16 protein-coding genes are annotated in these 20,745 nt (G+C 55.2%); 10 read left to right on the top strand and 6 right to left on the bottom strand.

Annotation, left to right across the window (positions count from 1 at the left end; translation table 11 throughout):
• Positions 1 to 205 precede the first annotated feature (205 nt).
• A complete protein-coding gene (locus RB_RS22540; RefSeq protein ID WP_011122992.1) occupies positions 206 to 691 on the top strand; it encodes a hypothetical protein in 486 nt (161 codons plus the stop codon).
• A gap of 160 nt (positions 692 to 851) precedes the next feature.
• Positions 852 to 2,222: a threonine synthase gene (gene thrC, locus RB_RS22535; RefSeq protein WP_011122990.1), complete on the top strand. Its 1,371-nt coding sequence runs from the start codon at positions 852 to 854 to the stop codon at positions 2,220 to 2,222.
• 145 nt (positions 2,223 to 2,367) lie between these two features.
• On the opposite strand, the gene amt is transcribed toward thrC, so the two are convergent.
• Positions 2,368 to 5,043 carry an ammonium transporter gene (gene amt / locus RB_RS22530; RefSeq protein WP_231845895.1) on the bottom strand — a complete coding sequence of 892 codons (2,676 nt, stop codon included), beginning with the start codon at positions 5,041 to 5,043 and terminating at the stop codon, positions 2,368 to 2,370.
• A gap of 430 nt (positions 5,044 to 5,473) precedes the next feature.
• Between amt and RB_RS22525 the strand changes: the two genes are divergently transcribed.
• Genes RB_RS22525 through RB_RS22515 form a run of 3 tightly spaced genes read left to right on the top strand, consistent with a single transcriptional unit; the run spans position 5,474 to position 7,947 of the window.
• The gene (locus RB_RS22525) at positions 5,474 to 7,303 is read left to right on the top strand and encodes a carbamoyltransferase family protein (RefSeq protein ID WP_011122985.1); all 1,830 of its coding nucleotides are present in this window, start codon (positions 5,474 to 5,476) and stop codon (positions 7,301 to 7,303) included.
• A 10-nt stretch (positions 7,304 to 7,313) separates the two neighbouring features.
• The gene (locus RB_RS22520; RefSeq protein ID WP_011122984.1) at positions 7,314 to 7,721 is read left to right on the top strand and encodes an SxtJ family membrane protein; all 408 of its coding nucleotides are present in this window, start codon (positions 7,314 to 7,316) and stop codon (positions 7,719 to 7,721) included.
• A 7-nt stretch (positions 7,722 to 7,728) separates the two neighbouring features.
• Complete coding sequence (locus RB_RS22515) at positions 7,729 to 7,947, top strand: DUF5989 family protein (RefSeq protein WP_007327487.1); 219 nt, start codon at positions 7,729 to 7,731, stop codon at positions 7,945 to 7,947.
• Positions 7,948 to 8,017: 70 nt separating this feature from the next.
• On the opposite strand, the gene lysS is transcribed toward RB_RS22515, so the two are convergent.
• A complete protein-coding gene (gene lysS, locus RB_RS22510; RefSeq protein ID WP_231845894.1) occupies positions 8,018 to 9,589 on the bottom strand; it encodes a lysine--tRNA ligase in 1,572 nt (523 codons plus the stop codon).
• A 47-nt stretch (positions 9,590 to 9,636) separates the two neighbouring features.
• Between lysS and RB_RS22505 the strand changes: the two genes are divergently transcribed.
• Genes RB_RS22505 through uvrA form a run of 5 tightly spaced genes read left to right on the top strand, consistent with a single transcriptional unit; the run spans position 9,637 to position 15,995 of the window.
• On the top strand, positions 9,637 to 9,909 hold the full coding sequence (locus RB_RS22505; protein ID WP_007327485.1) for a hypothetical protein: 273 nt from the start codon (positions 9,637 to 9,639) through the stop codon (positions 9,907 to 9,909).
• A complete protein-coding gene (rimO, locus tag RB_RS22500; RefSeq protein ID WP_164922374.1) occupies positions 9,909 to 11,339 on the top strand; it encodes a 30S ribosomal protein S12 methylthiotransferase RimO in 1,431 nt (476 codons plus the stop codon). The genes RB_RS22505 and rimO overlap by 1 nt, the downstream gene beginning before the upstream one ends.
• A gap of 47 nt (positions 11,340 to 11,386) precedes the next feature.
• Positions 11,387 to 12,121, top strand: a complete 735-nt coding sequence (gene pgsA, locus RB_RS22495) for a CDP-diacylglycerol--glycerol-3-phosphate 3-phosphatidyltransferase (RefSeq protein WP_007330879.1) — start codon at positions 11,387 to 11,389, stop codon at positions 12,119 to 12,121.
• Positions 12,122 to 12,162: 41 nt separating this feature from the next.
• Positions 12,163 to 13,479, top strand: a complete 1,317-nt coding sequence (locus RB_RS22490; RefSeq protein ID WP_164923000.1) for a CPBP family intramembrane glutamic endopeptidase — start codon at positions 12,163 to 12,165, stop codon at positions 13,477 to 13,479.
• Positions 13,476 to 15,995 (top strand): excinuclease ABC subunit UvrA, encoded by a 2,520-nt coding sequence (gene uvrA, locus RB_RS22485; RefSeq protein WP_011122979.1) that lies wholly within the window; start codon positions 13,476 to 13,478, stop codon positions 15,993 to 15,995. The genes RB_RS22490 and uvrA overlap by 4 nt, the downstream gene beginning before the upstream one ends.
• Before the next feature lie 346 nt (positions 15,996 to 16,341).
• Here the strand turns inward: uvrA and RB_RS22480 are convergent, their stop codons facing one another.
• The 4 genes from RB_RS22480 to RB_RS22465 form a co-directional block, all read right to left on the bottom strand.
• Entirely contained in the window at positions 16,342 to 16,506 is a 165-nt protein-coding gene (locus RB_RS22480) for a hypothetical protein (RefSeq protein WP_164922373.1), read from the bottom strand.
• Positions 16,507 to 17,263: 757 nt separating this feature from the next.
• A complete protein-coding gene (locus tag RB_RS22475) occupies positions 17,264 to 17,944 on the bottom strand; it encodes a hypothetical protein (RefSeq protein WP_164922372.1) in 681 nt (226 codons plus the stop codon).
• A gap of 218 nt (positions 17,945 to 18,162) precedes the next feature.
• Positions 18,163 to 19,107, bottom strand: coding sequence for a hypothetical protein (locus RB_RS22470; protein WP_011122972.1), 945 nt, complete (start codon positions 19,105 to 19,107; stop codon positions 18,163 to 18,165).
• Positions 19,104 to 20,210 (bottom strand): RHS repeat domain-containing protein, encoded by a 1,107-nt coding sequence (locus RB_RS22465; RefSeq protein WP_164922371.1) that lies wholly within the window; start codon positions 20,208 to 20,210, stop codon positions 19,104 to 19,106. The genes RB_RS22470 and RB_RS22465 overlap by 4 nt, the downstream gene beginning before the upstream one ends.
• Between the last annotated feature and the right edge of the window lie 535 nt (positions 20,211 to 20,745).

Raw genomic sequence — 20,745 nt, 5'->3', positions numbered from 1 at the left:
ATGATGCTACGGCACACCGCAAGCGGGTGAGAATCGGCCGGCAGTGCCGCTCAATCGCATCGAACCAAAGAAAGAAATTGGCGGAAGCCGTGACTCAATCAGACATTTTATTCCCAGGACTTCCGTTTTCGCGACGCATAAAATTCAGTGCATCGAGTCGCAAACCGTTCCCATCTCTCCTCCCAAGCAACCATTCAGGTGCAACATGAACACGTCCGACAAAACACTTCAATCGACTCAGCGTCGTTTGCCCGCGTGGGCATCGGCCGGTCTCGCAACTCTGGCGATTGGAATGCTGGGTGCGTTTGCACTCGCTTCTGACGCATCTGCCCAGGGTTATCGTTATGGAATCGAGAGCAACGGATTCAATCGTGGTGGAAGTGCTGTCATCGGGCAACAAGGCGTTTACTCCGCTAATCGCCCCTCCGTTAGCACGAGCAACGCCAACCGCGGGTCGGTAACGAACTATTACTACAACACCCCACGTCGTTACGGCGTCCGCCGCGGCTATGGCGGCTACGGATACGGCGGATATGGGTATGGCTACCGCAGTTACGGCTACGGTTTCGTTCCTGGATCTGTCAGTGGAACGGGATTGCAAATCGGCCCCGGGGGCGGTGTGCAGTTCGGAACCGGCACTTATTACGCTGTGCCACGATATTACGGCGTCCCCTATTACGGGATCCGCTGATTCTGGCTGGCAGTGGGAACGCCACTGCGATGGAATGCTGGCGAAGCGACCCAAAACTGGCCGACAAACCAAGTTCATGCCACTTTTGGTTCGCCCTTTGCCTGCGAGTGGGCTGTGACCATAATATCGGCCCATATTCCCAACGCACCAGGATCTCCTCATGTCTCTCGCCGTCGAGTCCAAACCGGACGTGGACCACCAAACCACCTATTTCCGCTGCATTTCAGGCTGCAGCGCGAGGCACTCGATCTTTGATGTGATCTACACCTGCCCAACCTGCGGCAGTCTGTTGGAGGTCTATCACGAGCGAGAACCGCTGAAAAAGAAGAACGCCTATCAGTGGCAACAGCTTTTTGATTCGCGTGCCAGCACCTCGAAATGGCCGTTTGGCAGTGGCGTTTGGGGCATGCGAGAGTGGGTCGTTCCATCGCTGGCAGACGAAAATGTCGTCAGCATGTTCGAGGGAAACACGAACCTCTTCTGGGCCGAGCGACTTGGCGCCCAACTCGGTGTTCCCGATCTGTGGATCAAACTTTGCGGCAACAGCCACACGGGCAGCTTCAAAGACTTGGGCATGACCGTTTTGGTCAGCGTCGTCAAACAAATGATGGCTCAAGGCAGCAGCGTGAAAGCTGTCGCCTGTGCCAGCACCGGTGACACCAGTGCGGCTCTGGCCGCCTATGCCGCATACGCCGGTATCCCCGCAGTGATCTTTTTGCCCGCTGGAAAGGTCAGCACGGCCCAGTTGATCCAGCCGGTCGCAAATGGCGCACACGTGCTGGCTCTCGATACCGACTTCGACGGATGCATGAAAATCGTCCAAGAAGTGACCAAGGACAATTCAATCTACCTCGCCAACTCGATGAACAGCCTTCGCATCGAAGGTCAAAAAACGGTTGGCATCGAAATGGTTCGCCAATTCGAATGGGAAGTTCCGGATTGGATCATCATCCCGGTTGGCAATCTCGGAAACATCAGCGCTCTCTACAAGGGATTCAAGCTGATGATGGATTTGGGACTGATCAACCGCATGCCTCGATTGGTCGCCGCCCAAACCGAACGAGCCAACCCGTTTTACACCGCATACAAGAACGGCTTTGCAGAAAAGGTCAGTGTCACCGCTCAAGACACACTGGCCAATGCAATCCGCATCGGTGATCCGGTCAGCTATGCCAAAGCAGTCAAAGCTGTCCAAGAAACCAACGGCATCGTTGAACAGGCCTCCGAAAACGAGTTGGCGGAAGCGTCCGCGTCCGCTGACCTGACCGGCATGTTCACATGCCCACATACCGGCGTCGCACTGGCTGTGCTGAAGAAACTGATTGACCGAGGTGAGATCTCACCAAAGGACAAGACCGTTGTCATCAGCACCGCTCACGGATTGAAGTTCACGGATTTCAAAGTCGGCTACCACGAGTCAACGCTCGAAGGCATCGACAGCAAACACGCCAACCCGGCGGTTCACTTGCCCGCCGATGCAAACGCTGTCAAAGACGAGATCGCCCGCCGCCTGGAACAGCACAACGGCTGATTTGCAGGCAGTGATGCATCCAGACAGTGATGCATCCAGACCGGCAGCCTGCGAAAAGACCGTTTGTCATAGGCATGCTGGCCGCGATCAACGCCAATTCCTCGTTTGACACAGGCCAACAGCCAAGCACCCATTCCAGGGCAGACTAAACAGCTGCAAGACTCGTTGCGTCATTGGTTTGCCCGGCATTTGTCTTCGTCGCCCCATCGCAAGCGTCATCAGAGGCGTGCATCGGTATCCAGATTTGAAACTCGGTACCAACGCCCTCTTCAGATGTGATCTCGATGTTCCCACCGTGCCTACCGACGATGATTTGATACGCGATTGACAGACCTTGGCCGGTGCCTTTTCCAACGGGTTTGGTGGTGTAGAACTGTTCAAAGCAACGGCGTCGAACTGATTCTGACATGCCAACGCCACTATCCCTCACTTTGATCAAAACGCCATCTTGTTCGATCGATGAACTCACGAAGATGTTTCCCAGGCCGGCTTCCGGAACCTTTTCGTTTTTTTCCTCGATTGAATCTGCCGCGTTAACAAACAGGTTGCAGAAAACCTGCGATAACTCGTTGGCGCGACAAGCAACGGTGGGCTCTGAATCGCATAGATCAAAGTCCATTTGGGCAGCGTACTTCCACCTTCCTCGCGAGATCGCGGCGGAATCACGAAGGATTCCATTGATGCTCGTGTTCGTTTTGCCAGCCGGACCTGGATGCGATAGCACTCGCATTGCCCCGATGATCTGAACGACACGACCGATTGATTTTTGAGTGTCCTCGATCGCGGCATCGCTCTCGCCCAACAACCGCGACCATCGATCACTGCTGAGCTTCTCAGTGATTTCATGCAAAGCCTGCTCATCGGAAACGCCCTCAGCAACCAGCCTCAGTGTGTCCTGCAGGTTCTGTTGGACCGACTGCAGAAACTCAACGTTGCCAGACATACACTGAAGCGGCGTGTTGATTTCGTGCGCAATCCCAGCTGCCAACTGCCCAACGGCTTCCATTTTTTCCGCGGCATGCAAACGCTCTTTCAACTCAACTTGACTGGTCATGTCGACGGTCAATACGACGAGCACTTGATACCCCAAGAACTCAGCGTGCTGCACGCTGATCGATGCGGGGTAGGTTGTCCCGTCTTTTCGAACCGCTGTTGCTAGCTGCTGGGTAAAACCAGCTTCATCATCAAACGCGGAGAGCCGGAACTTCTGAAGTTCGCCAAACTCTGTGTTGAAAAGGCAATCAAATGTCAGTTCCGAGAACTCATCTTCATCCCGCTGCAAATTGACACGGGCACCTCTGTTGAGACTGAGAACCTGCCCAGTGTCAGCGTGGACGATGGCGATCTCGTTTGGCGAATCATCCAAAATCGCGGTGAGGGCCTCGGCACGTTTCGTCGCTTCTGCAAGAGCGGTCTGATCTTCGCAAATGTGGTCGATCATCTGATTGTAGCTATCAATAAGATCACCGATCGCAGTGCCGTATTCTGACCGAACTTTGCAGCTTGGTTCGAGCTTTCTCATTCTCGCCGCGGCATCCATACTGACAGCCAAATCCAATAGACGACTGGATGCATTGTGCTCCGCAACGTTGAGGCCTAGTCGCTCAGTTTCAGGGTCGACTCGAAGTTGAATAAACCTTCCCAAGCCCCGAAGCAGTACGAAAACTCCACCAAAGACAAACCCAAACGTCACGACAACGCCAAATACCTGAACAGCCAAGAACTCCCAACGCGACATTCCTGGGGCAAGTTCATCAGTTCGAATGAACAGTGCAAAGGCAATCGTTCCCCAAGCACCACAAAATCCATGCACGGAGATCGCGCCCACCGCATCGTCAATGCGTAGACGCACCAACCATTCATCCGAATAGACCGCCACCACTCCAGCGATCGCACCGACTAGCGCCGCCGCTCTGGGGTCGATCATGCTTCCGGATGCGGTGATTCCAACCAAGCCACCTAGCAAACCATTTGCAATGGAACGCGGATCGGGGATCCCGGTGCGAAGAGACGAGACGAGGATCGAAGACAAACCACCGAAGCAACCGCCCAGCAGGGTATTGATTGCAATGAGAGCGATCTCTCCGGTGGCTTTGAAAGTGCTTCCGCAGTTGAACCCAAACCAGCCAAAAAAGAGGATGAACGCTCCAAGGTACGCGAGAGTGAGGTTGCTGGGCTGAATATCCCGAACGCGACCATCCTTGCGAAAACGACCCAAGCGAGGACCGAGAACGATGCAGCCGGCAAGAGCCGCCCAACCGCCGACGCTATGCACAACTGTGCTGCCCGCAAAATCTCGAAACCCCAGACCCTCCAACCAACCGATCGACATCCCATTGGCCCCGCTCGCCCAAACCCAATGTCCGACGACCGGATAGATCAAAGCAGAGACACAAACACAGGAAACCAGGTACCCGTGAAAACGCATTCGCTCAGCGACTGCGCCCGACACAATCGTCGTCGCGGTACCACAGAAGACAGCTTGGAAAACAAAAAAAGCAGCCAATGAATCCGAAACGCCGAAATCGGGCATCAACTGCCCAACACCGAACAAACCGAAGATGGTGGCCCCAAACATGACAGAGAAACCGATGGTCCAGAACGAAGCAACCGAAATCATCAGGTCCGCTAGGTTCTTCACCGCGACGTTGATTGAGTTTTTCTCTCGAACCAACCCTGATTCGAGACACATGAATCCGGCCTGCATTAGCAGTACGATCACCGCGCACAGAATCAACCAATCATCCTGAAAGCTTCCCCCTTCGACTCCGCTGATCTGCGAAAGCGAAAGAGACGCCTCGGAATCCACATTTAAAACCATGTTCGTTGCTCTTCGAACCGTGTCCATTGATCAGACGCATTGCCTTACACCTCAAGCAATGAATGCGCATGGAACTGCGCGTCGTCGACACAATTTTGGTACACGGTTTGATCGACCTCGCGGATTCGAGTGCAAGTGATTCCGAATCGCCGGCACCCATGTCAATCTCTGTGGATCGTAGGGATTGAAGCACGGCGAATCTCCAGGCTCTGCTGGTGACCGCAAAGCTACTGCGGTGGTTTTGATATCATTTCTTTATCCTTCGATAGCAACACTTGGCTGGTTGCAAATCAGCCGTTGCCTACGTCCTTCGATTCAGCAAGACATCGAAACATTTCACCACTCGAGCTCAACTTGCATTGACCGTCGAACAAAAGGGTTCGCGGCAGCGGCCAGTTGTCTGGACGGAAGGTCTAACTAAACTGCTGCCATGACACTCATCCTTGGCGTTTCTGCCTTCTACCACGACTCCGCCGTCGCCTTGATCAACGATGGCGTTGTGGTCGCTGCTGCAAGCGAAGAACGCTTTACGAGGAAGAAGCACGACTCGGCATTCCCGAGCGAGGCATTGGCAGGATGCCTGGAGTCAATTGGCGCCAGCGTTTCAGACATCGACTATGTCGGGTTCTACGAAAAGCCACTGCTGAAGTTTGAAAGGTTGCTGGAAACCTACCTGGCATATGCCCCATGCGGATACAGTTCGTTTTCACGAGCGATGCCGCCATGGTTGCAACTTAAACTGCACATCCCCCGCGAAATCCGCCGACATCTCGGTGGCAAAACCAAACGGCGGATTGTCTTTTGCGAACATCACGAATCACACGCGGCAAGTGCTTTCTATCCCAGCCCGTTTGACGAAGCGGCAATCCTGACGGTGGATGGTGTCGGCGAATGGACCACGACCAGCTGGGGAATTGGCAATCGAGAAAAGCTCGAACTGAAACAAGACATCCGGTTCCCCCATTCACTCGGCTTGCTCTATTCAGCCTTCACCTACTTTTGTGGCTTCCGAGTCAATTCAGGCGAATACAAATTGATGGGACTCGCCCCCTATGGCGAACCAACGTTCGCGGATGTCATTCGCAAAGAGTTGATTCGTTTGAACGAGGACGGAAGCTATGAGCTGAACATGAACTACTTCACGTTCGCTCATACCCTTCGAATGACCGGCAAAAAACTCGAACGCCTGTTGGGCATTTCTCGCCGAGATCCAGAGTCACTGGTCCGGCAAGTCGACATGGATATCGCGGCAAGTATCCAAGTCGTGACGGAAGAAGTGATCTTAAAGCTCGCCTCCCATGTCCACCGTCAAACTGGAAGTGATTCACTTTGCTTGGCCGGCGGAGTTGCACTCAACTGCGTTTCAAACGGAAGGCTGCTGCGAGAAGGACCTTTTGAAAACATATGGGTTCAACCAGCGGCAGGGGACGCCGGCGGTGCCCTGGGAGTCGCCTGGCTGATCTGGCACCGACTGCTCGGAAATTCGCGAACAGCGAATCCGCAAGACGCCCAGCAAGGATCGTTGCTGGGACCGCCCATCGATGAATGCATCGAACTCGATGCCTTGGTTCGGTCAGGTGCCGTCGTCCAGACATTCGACAATTCGGCTGAGCTTGACCAACGTGTCGCAGGCTTGCTGGCAGAAGGAAAGGTGGTCGGTTGGGTCCAGGGACGCATGGAGTTCGGCCCGCGATCACTTGGAAACCGCAGCATCCTGGGCGACCCTCGCAACACAGAGATGCAGTCGACCATGAACCTGAAGATCAAATACCGCGAATCGTTCCGGCCTTTTGCTCCTTCGGTTTTGGAAGAATTCGCTGGCGATTGCTTTGAGATAAAGCAGGATTCATCCAGTCCCTACATGCTGTTCACGTTTGACGTCCTGCCTTCTCGACGGAAAGAGCCCACCAGTCCGGTCGAAGGCATTGAACGCGTGCGACAAGTCAGAAGTGATTTGCCCGCCATCACACACCTCGATTATTCGGCTCGAGTTCAAACCGTCAGCGAAAATCGCCAACCTCGATTCCATTCCTTGCTGAAAGAATTTCACCGGCAAACGGGTTGTCCGGCGCTGATCAACACAAGCTTCAACGTTCGAGGGGAACCCATCGTGCGAACGGCGGCGGACGCCTACCGTTGCTTCATGGCGACCCAAATGGATGTTTTGGTAGTGGGCAACCACTTGATGCTTCGCGAGGAACAACCCGAAAGCGCAGTCGTTTCCAGTCAAACCTACCTGTCCAACCTGGCTCCCGATTGATCTTTCCAACATGCCACTAATCGATCTCGATGCTCCCCCATCGACGTCCATGCGTCGATGGTTTGGACTGTCGCTGGGCCTACTCCTGATCATCGCTTCGTTTTTGCTGAGCGACTTCGGACAATGGCTCAACATCGTCTTGTTGGTCGCGGGACTCGTCGTAGCCGCTGTCTACTATGCGTGGACCGCTTCCCAGCAACCGATCATTCGCGGCTGGCAATACGCGACTTATCCGATCGCCTTTTGTGTTGGCCATCTGCTGTTTGGAACGATCTACTTTCTCGTCCTGACGCCCATCGCTTTGATCTTGAGAGCGACGGGACACGACCCGCTGAATCTGAAACAAGAAGGCCGCTCCAGCAACTGGAACGATCGCGAATCAACGCCCACGCCCGACCAGTACTTCAAGCAATTCTAGCTTCCCTATGCCCGACCCAAAAACGCCCACCGAGCCCACGTCTTCCAGCGATTTCGAACGCGAATCGGAGCAGCAGGACATCGGCCTGCTGCGTGAATTCGTGATGTTCCTGCGGGAAAACAAGAAGTGGTGGATGATCCCGCTGATCGGATCCCTGTTGCTGGTCGGCTTGCTCAGCATCATGGCCAGCAGCGGCGCCGCACCGTTCATCTACACACTGTTTTGATTCAGTGTGACACTGCTGTTCCGGAAGATGGTCGCCCCGAAACCATGAGGTCTTGGGGCCACACCGTCGCTCATTCAGGGCGAAGCACGGGGAACAGGATCACGTCGCGGATGGATTTTTGGTTCGTCAGAACCATCACCAAGCGGTCGATGCCAATCCCCAATCCGCCAGCGGGCGGCATCCCGTAACGCAACGCGCGGACGAAGTCGTGGTCCATTTTGGCCATCGAGTCTTCGTCGTCCTGACCTTCGAGTTGAGTCTTGAACAACTCTTCTTGCAGGTCGGGATCGTTCAGTTCGGTGTAAGCGTTGGCCAATTCCATCCCGCAAATGAACATCTCGAAACGCTCGGCGATTTCGGGGTTGTCCTTCTTGCGTTTGGTTAGCGGGCAAATGCTGGCGGGATAGTCCGTCACGAAGATCGGGCCTTGCAATGAATCTTCGACCTTCTCTTCGAAGATCTCGTTGCGGATCACATCGGGGTGTTTGCCTTCGATGGTCAGCTTCAGCCCCTTGGCGTATTCCTTGACCGCGTCTTCGTTAGCGGGATCGATGCCGGTGGCCTTCTGGAACAACTCCGCATACGTCGCACGCTGGAACGGTGGAGTGAAGTCCAACATCGTGCCGTTGTATTCACGTTTGAATCCGCCGCCGATCTTTTCGATCGCGTCACAGATGATCTTTTCAGTCAGATCCATCATGGATTCGTAGTTGCCGTACGCCTGATAGGTTTCCAGCATCGTGAACTCGGGGTTGTGCCGTGGTGACAAACCTTCGTTGCGATAGACGCGTCCCAGTTCGTAAACGCGTTCCATCCCGCCGACCATCAATCGCTTGAGGTGCAGCTCCAACGCGATCCGCATGGTCAACTGCATGTCCAACGCGTTGTGATGCGTTTCAAACGGACGAGCAGCGGCGCCACCGGGAACGGTGTGCAGCGTCGGGCCTTCGACTTCGCAGAAACCTTGGTCGTCCAGCGTCGAGCGAATGCTTTTGATGATTTTGGTGCGATCGAGGAATGTTTGCATCACGCCATCGTTGAACGCCAAGTCGGCATACCGCATCCGTTGACGCAGGTCTTGATTGGTCATCCCGGCGTGCTTTTCCGGCGGGACTTCCAACATCTTCGTCAGCAAGAACAGCTCTTCCGCGAACACGGTCAGCTCGCCCGTGTTGGTGCGGCCCAGTCGCCCTTGAACACCGATCAAATCGCCCAGGTCAAACAGTTTGGCCAGATCAAAGTTTTCGTCGCCGACTTGCTTCTTGCCGACAAAGATCTGGATGTCGCCGGTCCAGTCGCGGATATTCATGAAGATCAACTTGCCGGTCGGCCGGGCCAACAAAATCCGTCCGGCAACGCGAACGATCGGGCCGATTTCCTCGCCTGGGCCGTTGTCGGCTTTCCATTGGCGGTAATCGACTTCGTCGCTTTCAACGTCGGGCAGAGCGATTGTTTCGCCGTCCTTTTGCTGCCACTGGATTTGTGGAATCCGGTCGCGGCACTCGCTGACCAGCAAACGGTCGTCGAAACGCTGGCCCCAGGGATCGATGCCTTTCGCGGTGATTTCTTCCAGTTTGTGCCGACGAGCCGCGTGCGGGTCGGTCAAATCAAGGTCGTCAGCGTTGGAAGGCGTATCGGTCACGGCAAATGCACTTGCGAAGGTGGAAACAATCAATCGGGCTGACGATTGTGAATTTGCCGCCTCATTCACGCAAGGGAGCCGTTTTTCGCGAGCGCACCGGTTTTCGCGAGCGCATCACCCACACTTGGGCTCTGGTTGAGAAGACGCCGCACCACTCCGTTTGGGCCGACATCTGCCGCCCGCGATTGGCCGCGTTTGCAAATTGCGAAAACGCCGGTTTGTGTTCTAATGAAGGGCTTGCCGTGAAAACGCACGAATTATCCTGCGAATTGATTTTTACGGCATTTCGCTTCTCCACCCTCGATCCTGATTTCGTTTGATGCAACTTCCCATTCTCCCGCAGAACAACGTGACGGTCGCTACACCGGGCACCGACCCGATGATCGATCCGGAAACGGGCAAACCGCGGGGGCGGTACGCGGTCGTTTCGCTGGGGTGCCCCAAGAACCTCGTCGACACCGAGCAAATGCTTGGTCGTCTCGACGCCGACGGTTACCGGATGGTCGATTCGGTCGACGGAGCGGACTTCGTTGTGGTCAACACTTGCGGGTTCATCGACTCGGCTCGTGATGAGTCAATGGCTGCGATCGATGAAATGCTAGCACTCAAACGAGACGGCAAACTTCGCAACGTCGTCGTCACAGGATGCTTGGCTGAACGTCAACAAGACAAACTGCTGCAGGCTCGGCCCGACATCGACGCCTTGGTCGGCGTCTTCGGTCGGAACGACATCGTTTCGGTCGTTGATGAACTCTATTCGGGACTGCAAGAACAACGGACGATATTCAAACCCGCCGCGGTCAATCCGCTCAGCGATGCGATGCGTTCGGCCGTCACCCCGCGTCACTTCGCTTACCTGAAGATCAGCGAAGGCTGCGATCGGCTGTGCACGTTCTGTGCGATCCCCAAGATGCGCGGCAAACACTTCAGCAAACCAATCGAACAGATCATCGACGAAGCCAAACGATTGGGTGACAGCGGCGTTCGCGAAGTGGTCATCGTGGCTCAGGACACGACTTACTATGGTATGGATCGCTACGGCGAACCTCGTCTGAACCAGTTGCTGAAAGAGCTCGACAAAATCGAATCGATCGATTGGATTCGGCTGATGTATTTCTATCCGATGTACATCGACGACGCCCTGATTGATACCTTGGCATCCGCTAGACGAATCGTGCCGTACATCGACATGCCACTGCAGCACGCCAGCGACAAGATGCTGAAACGAATGGCTCGCAAGACCACTCGGTCGTTGCAGACCGACATCGTGCAAAAGCTTCGCTCGCGAATCGATTCGTTGGTGATGCGAACCACGATGATCACAGGATTCCCCGGCGAGACCGAAGAGGACTTCGTCGAACTGATGGACTTCGTTCAGGAATCACGATTTGAAAATCTGGGCGTGTTCACCTACAGCATCGAAGAAGACACACCTGCCGCGAGATTGCCCAACCGAGTCGATCCTGAAGTGGCCGCGCGACGTCGCGATGATTTGATGGAACTGCAGCAGCAAATCGCGTTTGATTGGAACGATTCTCGCGTGGGTGGAACCGAAGAAGTCTTGATCGATGCGGAGATGCCCGAACAAGACAACGTCTTCATCGGCCGTACCCGAAGCGAGGCACCCGATGTCGATGGCTTGATTTACGTCTCGCAAGTTGATCCGGACTCTCCGGTGGAAGTCGGGCAAATTCGACCGTGCGAGATCGTTGCTTCTCAAGGTTACGATTTGGTTGCCGCGGCGACTTAGAACCAATCACCACTTGCTCATTTGTTCCCTTTGATTTTGGTCGCCTCATGGCTGGTCCTTCGATCTACAACGTTCCCAACGCACTGACGTCGGCACGTTTTGTGTTGGCGATCGCGGTGATGGCGTTGATCCCGTTGGGAATGCCATTGGCTGCCATGATCGTTTTCTTGATCGCGGCGTCGACGGATTGGATGGACGGCTACTGGGCTCGCAAATACGGGCAAGTCACGAAGCTTGGACGAATCTTCGACCCGTTCGTCGACAAGATCATCATTTGCGGTTCGTTCATTGCTTTGGTTGCGGTCCCAGACAGCCCCGTTGCTTCTTGGATGGCCACCATCGTGGTGGCTCGTGAATTGTTGGTCACCAGCCTGCGTGGGATCATCGAAGGTGCTGGTGGCGATTTCTCGGCCAGTTGGCTGGGCAAGTGGAAGATGGTGCTGCAATGTGCGGCCGTGGTTGCCGTGTTGCTAACTTACATTGTCACTCCTGTTCCGATGTGGTTGGCATGGGCGTCATGGGGATTGCTGTGGGCAGCCATCGCACTGACGGTCTACTCCGGTGTTGACTACACCTTGATTGCCGCCCGTGTCATGCAGTCCGACGCGGGGTTGGAAGTTCCCGCGGAATCTCCTGTTGCCACCGCCAATCCAGATCCCACACACGCCATGCCCACTGACAACAACTCACACGCCAATCGCGTCGCAACGACTAAGAGCAATGCTTCGTCACGAGATGACGCCAAGCGTCGCGCCGTATCCAGTGAGCTCCCGACCCAATGAGTTTCGGGTTCCCAACAGCATCACATTGGGCATGTTCATTCTTGGCTCAAGCCGATGTCACTGCGCCAGTGGACTCAACGAATGCGACTACCGCGAGTGAAATTGCAAGTGAATCGACGGAGGTGGTTGAGCTTGGACTGCCCGAGATCGCTTTGTTGATCTTGTCGCTTCTGATCTTGCTTGCATTCGCAACCTCGCTGTCCCAGTGGATCCGTTTGCTGTATCACGGCAAACGTCCGTTTGGCGCGAAGGCCTTTGTCCCGGTCCGATCGCGACACCTGCCTTTTTGGTCGGTCCTCTACTTTGTGGTTTTCATTGGAGCACTGATATTCAGCTCGTCTTTGTTGCAGGGTGCATTTCAAGCCGCGGGGTGGATTGAAAAACCAGTGGCGCAAGCTGCTGAAAACTTGTCATATCCGCAAACGGAGCCTTTGGTTGCAACCGATCCGGTCGCGGAAAATCCCGATCAAACAGACACACCTGACGAAGACACACCTGACGAAGACGCACCGCACAACGCTGAGGAAGACAACGCCGAAGAAATCGTGGCGGCAGGATCGCCCGGCTTGTCCGTGCCACAACTCACACTGAGCACGTTGGGGATGCTAACGGCCACGGTGATCACGTTGATGATCCTTTGCTTGAATCATCGCAGCGCCATTTCTCGAATCGGTTTGATCCCGAAGCGCGGCGACATCGGTCTCGGGCTTCGATCCGCATTGATGATCCTTCCTCCGACGATGTTGATCATGACCGCGGTGTCTCTCATGCAGGAGTACTCGCATCCAGTCTTGGACGCACTTCAACCGGATGAATCCGAGGCAGGTCCAAACTACGCCGTGTTTGCATTGCTGTTTGTCACAACTGCACTGGTGACCCCCGTGGTCGAAGAGTTCTGGATCCGAGGCTTGCTGCAGGGCGGCTTGCAACGCTTGGCCGACTGGCGACTCTCGATGGTGCGACAATCGTTTGAGCAATCAGCCGCCCCCATTGAAACACCGGATGATGCCCCCGCGTTTCAACTTCAGCGTGAAGCGACAAACATCAACGAAACTGCCTACATGGCTCCTGGGACTGCCGCAGGCACCGAACCGCTAGTGGCAACAGCGTCCACGGCAATGCACACGGATTCTAGTGACTGGACGCCCACTGCAATCTGGCCCGTCTTCGTTGCTAGTCTCGTGTTCGCTCTGTTGCACTGGGGCCAAGGCTTGGCCCCCATCCCCTTGTTCTTTTTGTCGCTGGGACTTGGCTATCTGTATCGCCAAACCGGTTCGTTGATCCCTCCGATCATCGTCCACTTTGTGCTCAACGGACTGACCATGGTGATGACTTTGATCGAGATGTCGCGGGCATGATTTCGCCGTCCACGGACAACTTGATTCGCATTCGTGGTGCCCGGGTTCATAACCTTCGCAACCTCGACGTCGACATCCCTCGCGACGCGATCACGGTCATCTCAGGAGTCTCCGGCAGCGGCAAAAGTTCGCTCGCATTTGACACTCTGTTCGCGGAAGGCCAACGGCAATACATCGACAGCTTGTCGACTTACGCCCGGCAATACCTCGACGCCATCCCACGTCCCGATGTGGACTGGATCGACGGGTTGGCACCGACATTATCGATCGATCAAAAGAGCGGTTCGCACTCGGCTCGCAGCACCGTTGCCACGATCACCGAGATCTACGACTACCTACGACTGCTGTACGCGCGAGTCGGTGTCCCTCACTGCGTCGCCTGCGGCAGCACGATCAGCACGCAAACGCCCGATCGCATCGTCGCGACATTGGCGACTCTGCCCGATCGCACCAAGCTGACTTTGATGAGCCCCATGGTTCGCGGCCGCAAAGGGGCTCACGCGGATGTGCTGGAACAAATCGCCGGCCACGGATTGGTGCGTGCTCGCGTCGATGGCGAGATGTATCTGCTCGAAGATGTGCCGCCGCTGGCGGTTCGTAAAAATCACACCATCGAAGCCATCGTCGACCGGCTGATCATCAAAGACGGAGTGGACGCTCGTTTGGATGAGTCCACTCGGTTGGCACTGCGGCTTGCGGGTGGCATGTGTTCGGCATTGATCGATCGCGGGGACGGCGAACCGGAAACCAAACTGTTCAGCACTTCGATGACTTGTTTGGAGTGTGGCGAAAGCTTTGAAGAACTGGAACCGCGAACATTCAGCTTCAACAGTCCCTACGGTGCCTGCCCAGCGTGCCAAGGCCTCGGCAAAGTTGCCGTCCGCGGTGACAAATCGCACATGGTGACCTGTTCGACTTGCGAAGGTGGGCGATTGAAAGCGGAATCGCTCGCCGTCACGATTCACGACGTGTCCATTGATGCCATGTGCCGGATGCCGTTGCCGGACGCCCAGTCGTGGATGGAAAACGTTGCCAAGCCACTCGATGCATTGCAACAAAAAGTCGCCGCCCCGATTCAATCCGAAGTCGTCCGCCGCATTGATTTCTTGCGACGTGTCGGTGTCGACTACCTGACGCTGGACCGTTCAGCGGAAACGCTCAGCGGCGGCGAAATGCAACGCGTCCGTCTGGCGACCAGCATCGGCAGCGGCCTGGTCGGAGTCTGCTATGTGCTGGACGAACCTTCGATCGGACTGCACCCGGCTGATCACCACCGGTTGCTCGCCGCGATCAAGGAATTGCAGACGGCCGGCAACACAATTGTGATTGTGGAGCACGACGAAGACACCATCCAAGCCGCGGACCATGTCATCGACATCGGCCCCGGTGCAGGTCGCCATGGCGGCCGGTTGGTCAGCCAAGGCACCGCGGCAGAAGTCGCCGACGATGAATCCAGCCCCACGGGAGCCTACCTGTCCGGACGCTCGAAGATTGGACTGGACCGACCAAGACGCACACCTCGCAAATCGCATCAGCTGACCCTGACCGGCGCAACGCTGAACAACTTGCAAAACGTCACCGCAAAAATTCCGCTGGGATGCTTGGTCGGCGTCAGCGGTGTTTCCGGCAGCGGCAAGAGCTCGCTGATTGTTGACACGCTCTATCCTGCTCTGGCTGCCAAGTTGGAATTGGTCGCCGACCAACCCGGGCCCCACAAACGGCTGACCGGTGCTCAGCACATCGACAAACTGGTTCCCATCGACCAAACCCCAATCGGCCGAACGACGCGAAGTTGCCCGGCCACTTACGCTGGTGTCATGGATCCCATCCGCCAAGTCTACGCGAGCACGCGAGAAGCCAAGACGCTCGGGTTCGCCGCGAATCGATTCAGCTTCAACAGTCCGGCCGGTCGCTGCGACGTCTGCAAAGGCAACGGCTTTGAACGCATCGAGATGAACTTCCTCAGCGACTTGCTCATCGAGTGTTCACGCTGCGGCGGCAAACGTTTCAACCGCCAAACACTGCAAGTCCGGTTCAAGGGCGCGACGATCGCCGACGTGCTCGGCATGACGATCGACGCGGCCCAAGAGTTCTTTGAAAACGTGCCCAAAGTCCATCACTTGCTAGCATCGCTCGTCGATGTTGGACTGGGCTATGTGACGCTGGGGCAATCCAGCACCACGCTCAGCGGTGGCGAAGCCCAACGGATCAAATTGGCCACCGAGCTCGCGCGACCGGCAACCGGCAAAACGTTTTACGTGCTCGACGAACCCACGACCGGTTTGCACTTTGCTGATGTGCAGCGACTGCTCGTCGTGCTCGATCGCTTGGTCGAAGCCGGCAACACGGTGCTGGTCATCGAACACCAATCCGATCTGCTGGCCGCCTGCGACTGGCTGTTGGACCTCGGCCCCGGCGGCGGCTCACAAGGCGGCCACCTGATCGCCGAAGGCCCGCCAGAAACCATCGCCGCCTGCCCCAAATCCGCCACCGGAAAATTCCTGCGGCTGCGGTGATTATCGAGGTTTCCAACCCGAGACAAGCAAGCCAGCCCCTTCCAGGGCGAATTCGTGGATGACTCCGGAGGAGTCCGCGTCGATAGCTCAGGGCGGGAGCCCCGAGGCTGTTGATGAACCAAATGAAATCGCCCCGGATGGGGCCGGCGTGGATTCAATGAGGGGCCGAGAACACTCAGACGGACAGGCAGAAGTGCCCAAGCTATGATCGTCACGCATTGCTCGTTGGTTCATCGACCTCGCTCATGCTCGGCAGCAAGACGATTTCAACGAGAAACATCCGGCGATGCGAAAACGCTAGAACGACACGGCGGCTTCCTCCAACGGAACGTGTTCGCAAATCGATTCAATATCTCCCGCAAGAACTGCATCCCAGGCGATGCTGATCCGCCAACCAAGCAGCAACATCCCTGGGCGACGCTCGAACACCTTGATACTCGACTTCTTCATCCCAGTCGAGCAAGGCGTGGAGGGTGCCGTCCACCATCCATTCACCTTCGTTGTGAGGCATCGTTGCACCCGACCGAATCATGCGGCAGCGTCCTGTCGCTGCTGGACTCGGAAGCCGACACCAGGGCGACGGACCGCTGCTCCGGTGCAGCACCTTGGTCAATATACCTCCGTCCCCTTTGAACCGCCCGAGACAAGCAAGCCAGCCCCTTCCAGGGCGAATTCGTGGATGACTCCGGAGGAGTCCGCGTCGATAGCTCGGGGCGGGAGCCCCGAGGCTGTTGATGAACCAAATGACATCGCCCCGGATGGGGCCGGCGTGGATTCGATGAGGGGCCGAGAACACTCAGACGGACAGGCAGGAGTGCCCAAGCTACGATCGTCTCGCATGGTTCGTTGTCTCCATCGTTGGCTATCGCCCTCACTCATGCTCGGCAGCAAGGCGATTTCAACGAGAAACATCCGGCGATGTGAAAACGCTAGAACGACACGGCGGCTTCCTCCAACGGAACGTGTTCGCAAGTCGATTCAATATCTCCCGCAAGAACTGCATCCCAGGCGATGCTGATCCGCCAACCAAGCTGCAACAGCCCTGGGCGACGCTCGAACACCTTGATACTCGACTTCTTCATCCCAGTCGAGCAAGGCGTGGAGGGTGCCGTCCACCATCCATTCACCTTCGTTGTGAGGCATCATTGCACCTGACCGAATCATGCGGCAGCGTCCTGTCGCTGCTGGACTCGGAAGCCGACACCAGGGCGACGGACCGCTGCTCCGGTGCAGCACTTTGGTCATCCCCCCCGTCCCCTTTGATCCGCCTATTTCGCAGGTCCGGGCTTGGCGTTGCTCTCAAGATACGTTTGCCGACGCAACAAAGGTGAGTCCTCATCTTCAACCGCCAGCACTTGAGATCCGACAAGAGAGAGGCCGTTCTTTTCGATTCGATACTCAAACACGTTCTTCCTTACAATCCAGTTAGCAATCGCTTCGATGTGTACGCTCTTCGCGGAGCGGCGAATGCTGACAATGCTGGCTGATGATGGGCAGATAAGTTGCCAATGCACAATCCCTTCCTCTGTAACAAAAGCTGCAATTGTCTGAATGGCATAATCTGCTGCATCGGGGTAGGCTAGCTCGCTGAAAACAAAGATAACTTCGTCATTGGTTCGCCCCGGAAACGCCGATACCATGCGCATGGCCTGGAACCTTCCAAGAGTGTTTTCCTTAAGCTTTTCCGAATCAGGCCCTGTGTTGCTCATGACAAGTTGAAAGAAATCCCTCTCCAACGGTGTGTAGCGTTTGCTGTCAATTAGTTGTGACAGGCTTCGCTCTGATTGAGGAGGTTCTGCAGCCGGAATTCGTGTGCAGAAAAAAACAATTGCGATGCCTGCAAGGATTGCAAATGCAGGCGAATCTTGTGTCTGTCTCGCGTTCGATACCATCGAAAATTCCTTGCTTTGTAAAAACAGATATTTGCCGCTTCGGAACTTCTGAAGCAATCTAACGTTTATGTATCCTGGCCTTTATGATCCGCATTTCAAGATCTTTCCCTTCAACGGCAATCAAGGCGTGGAGGGCGCCGTCCACCATCCATTCACCTTCGCTGGGCGGCATCGTTGCACCCGACCGAATCATGTGGCAGCGTCCTGTCGCTGCTGGACTCAGAAGTCGACGTCAGGGCGACGGATCGATGCTCCGGTGCAGCACCTTGGTCAATTTACCCCCCTCCCCTTTGATCCGCCTCTTCTATCTGTTTAAACACTGTGCATTTCCGTTTTTGAAAATCCAGTTCAACATTCAGGTCACGAAGGAATCCTGCCCCAACACTTTGAGGGGAAGCCGCAGTCACACCGACCCGCCTGATCAGGAGGTTTCGGATTTGAAAGGTCTTTAGCAATCCATCTTGCACCACCGTGGACGATAACCTTTGAGTTTCATGGTCAAACCGGACAAGCTCTGTTTCCTCTGCGTCACTTATCAGTCGCTCTTGCAAGAGAGCTGAAAAACGATCTTTCGAGAGCGTTATCGAGCCATCGCTTCCAGTATCGACCAAGAATCGCCCCGTTTCATCTCCCACTACGCAGTTGTCGAAATAGAACCGTCCCTCTTCCCCAACCTGCATTGGAATTTCAGTTAAGACGGTAGCATCCTCCACTGACAATTTGGTTTCAAAGGAATTTGACAAAACTAGTTTCTTGGCGATCAGGAAGTCCATTCCTACAACACCATGGACTGTTGGTTCTCCCAATTGAATCGATTGAAGGTCCATCGCAATGAACTTCAAACCATCGAACCCGGGGATATCCAAGGCGAATTGATCTCCCTGCCTATTTGCACGCCCGCTTGAAACCAGTGTGGCTAGCATGTCGGATGAAATAACATTGACAGTTGCACCCGAATCAAGAATGAACAAAAGGGAGTCTTGCTCGCTGTCAACCTGGATTCCAGGCAGTGCATTGTGGATGAGTTGAGATCGAAACCCTTCAACAAAATCTGCTTCGCACGGGATACTGAAAAGAAAAATCGTGAATCCAGAAAGGAAACGGCAGATGAGAACTCTTGAGTCCACAAGCCGATAGACTCCCATCAAAAACACAGAGAGCACTCGACGAACTCCAAAGGCAGGCTTGAGTGACCCCCGAAACTGCAATGAAACACTCATCGTCTTCGCTCCTGTGGTAGCAAGGGTATTAATTCAATGCCGCCCTGAATGCTCATGCCGTCACCTCGGTGAATTTTTGGTCGAATCTTGAGGTCCCACTCAAATAGCTTCGGGAACGAAAACCTTGGTCTCGCCTTCGGCCGCACGGGACCGAGTTGCTCGTTCTCATTTATCTTCGGCTTCACGAAGATACCTTTTATGCTCTCGACTACTTTATCTGCACGCTCTTTTGCCGCGTTTTTCATTGGTTCGACGAGATTCTCTTTCAGGATGTCCTTGCCCCAATCTTCAAGCTCTTCAACACCGCCCACGGGGCCCAGGGGCGGCTGCTCCCCATTCGCTCCTGGGATGTTTTGCTTGGGGAGCCTCCATTTAAAACCCGGATCCCAGAAAAATTTCGGATCAGGAACGACTACTTCTTCAAGGACGCTAATTGACTGTTCTTGCGGAGTGGGGCCTTGTCCCCCAATCATTTCGTCGTCAGATGCTTGTATTAAGCCTGACGGATCGTTGAAACGAGTCGCCTCATTACCAACGTAACGATATAATTTGTAGTCTCCTGCCTTGAACCGAATCGGATCCTGGCTCATCCACCGACCATTGTTGGTATCGAAATAGCGAGCCCGGTGGTAGTTCAATCCGCTGGCTTCGTCGCGTTCGCGGCCGGTGAAGCCATAAAGGAAGTCGATGTCGGTGTCTGTTTCGCTGACTACGTTTCCGTAGGCGTCGTAGACAAGATGGTTCTCAACCGTGCCATCAGAATCGACCACGTCGCGGACGCTGCCCAATTGATCAGAGAGTGCCCAGAGCGTGTCACCGGTGGAATCGTCTTCGATCGCAAAAACTTGGTCGACTGCGGGACCGTGAAGCATTCGTCGGGTGATCGACCCTGATTCATCGCTAATTGCTAGAATATCGGTTCCACTGTAGATGTAGCGAGTGATCTGCTCTGGAAGCGGCCCCGCTCCGTCGAGATCCACACTCATGCTCACTCGCCGGTCAAGCACGTCGTATGTGTGCTCGACAACCTGAGTCACGGTGCCCAAGTTGTCTTTGTTAGTGACGGAAATCAAACGATTGCGATGGTCCCAGGTGTAAGTCACCGTTTTGTCGTCAGCGGGATCCGAACTGACTCGTGTCATGACAGTTAAGTTTCCTTCATCGTGGTTGCTCCATCTTCGTGATCAAGTGAGGTGAGCCGCCCCATCGAGTCAAATAGCAGATCGGTGGTTGCAACGGACGCAGCCGGCGTCACTGTGGCGGATGAGTACCGAGCAATGGAGTTCACTTGACTCGCAATTTACATTCCGTTGGAACGATTTCTTGGCGGGCTAGCCTTCGCCAGCGCCCGTAACCCTCTTTTTGAAAGCGTTTTGCAGAGATGCAATCTAAAATTGATTTCTGGTGTTTCAGCGGGTTTCGCTCTCGCCACCAATTCATTGCTTACCCAGCTGCTTCATTCCCTCGCTCGACTGCTTAAAATGAAGGCATTCGCAGAATGCCCCCTTGGTGTGAACATCCAAGTTGTCCAACACGACCGTTCAGAGAGTGAGAAGAATCGTGTTTGGTGCGAAATCCCCTCGCAAGCTCTCGTCGTCTGAGCATCCGTTTTCGATTGAGTTCAAGGCTTCGATGAGG

The sequence above is a fragment of the Rhodopirellula baltica SH 1 genome, from assembly GCF_000196115.1.
Classification (GTDB): Bacteria; Planctomycetota; Planctomycetia; order Pirellulales; family Pirellulaceae; genus Rhodopirellula; species Rhodopirellula baltica.
This window is presented reverse-complemented; position numbering and strand designations above follow the sequence as displayed.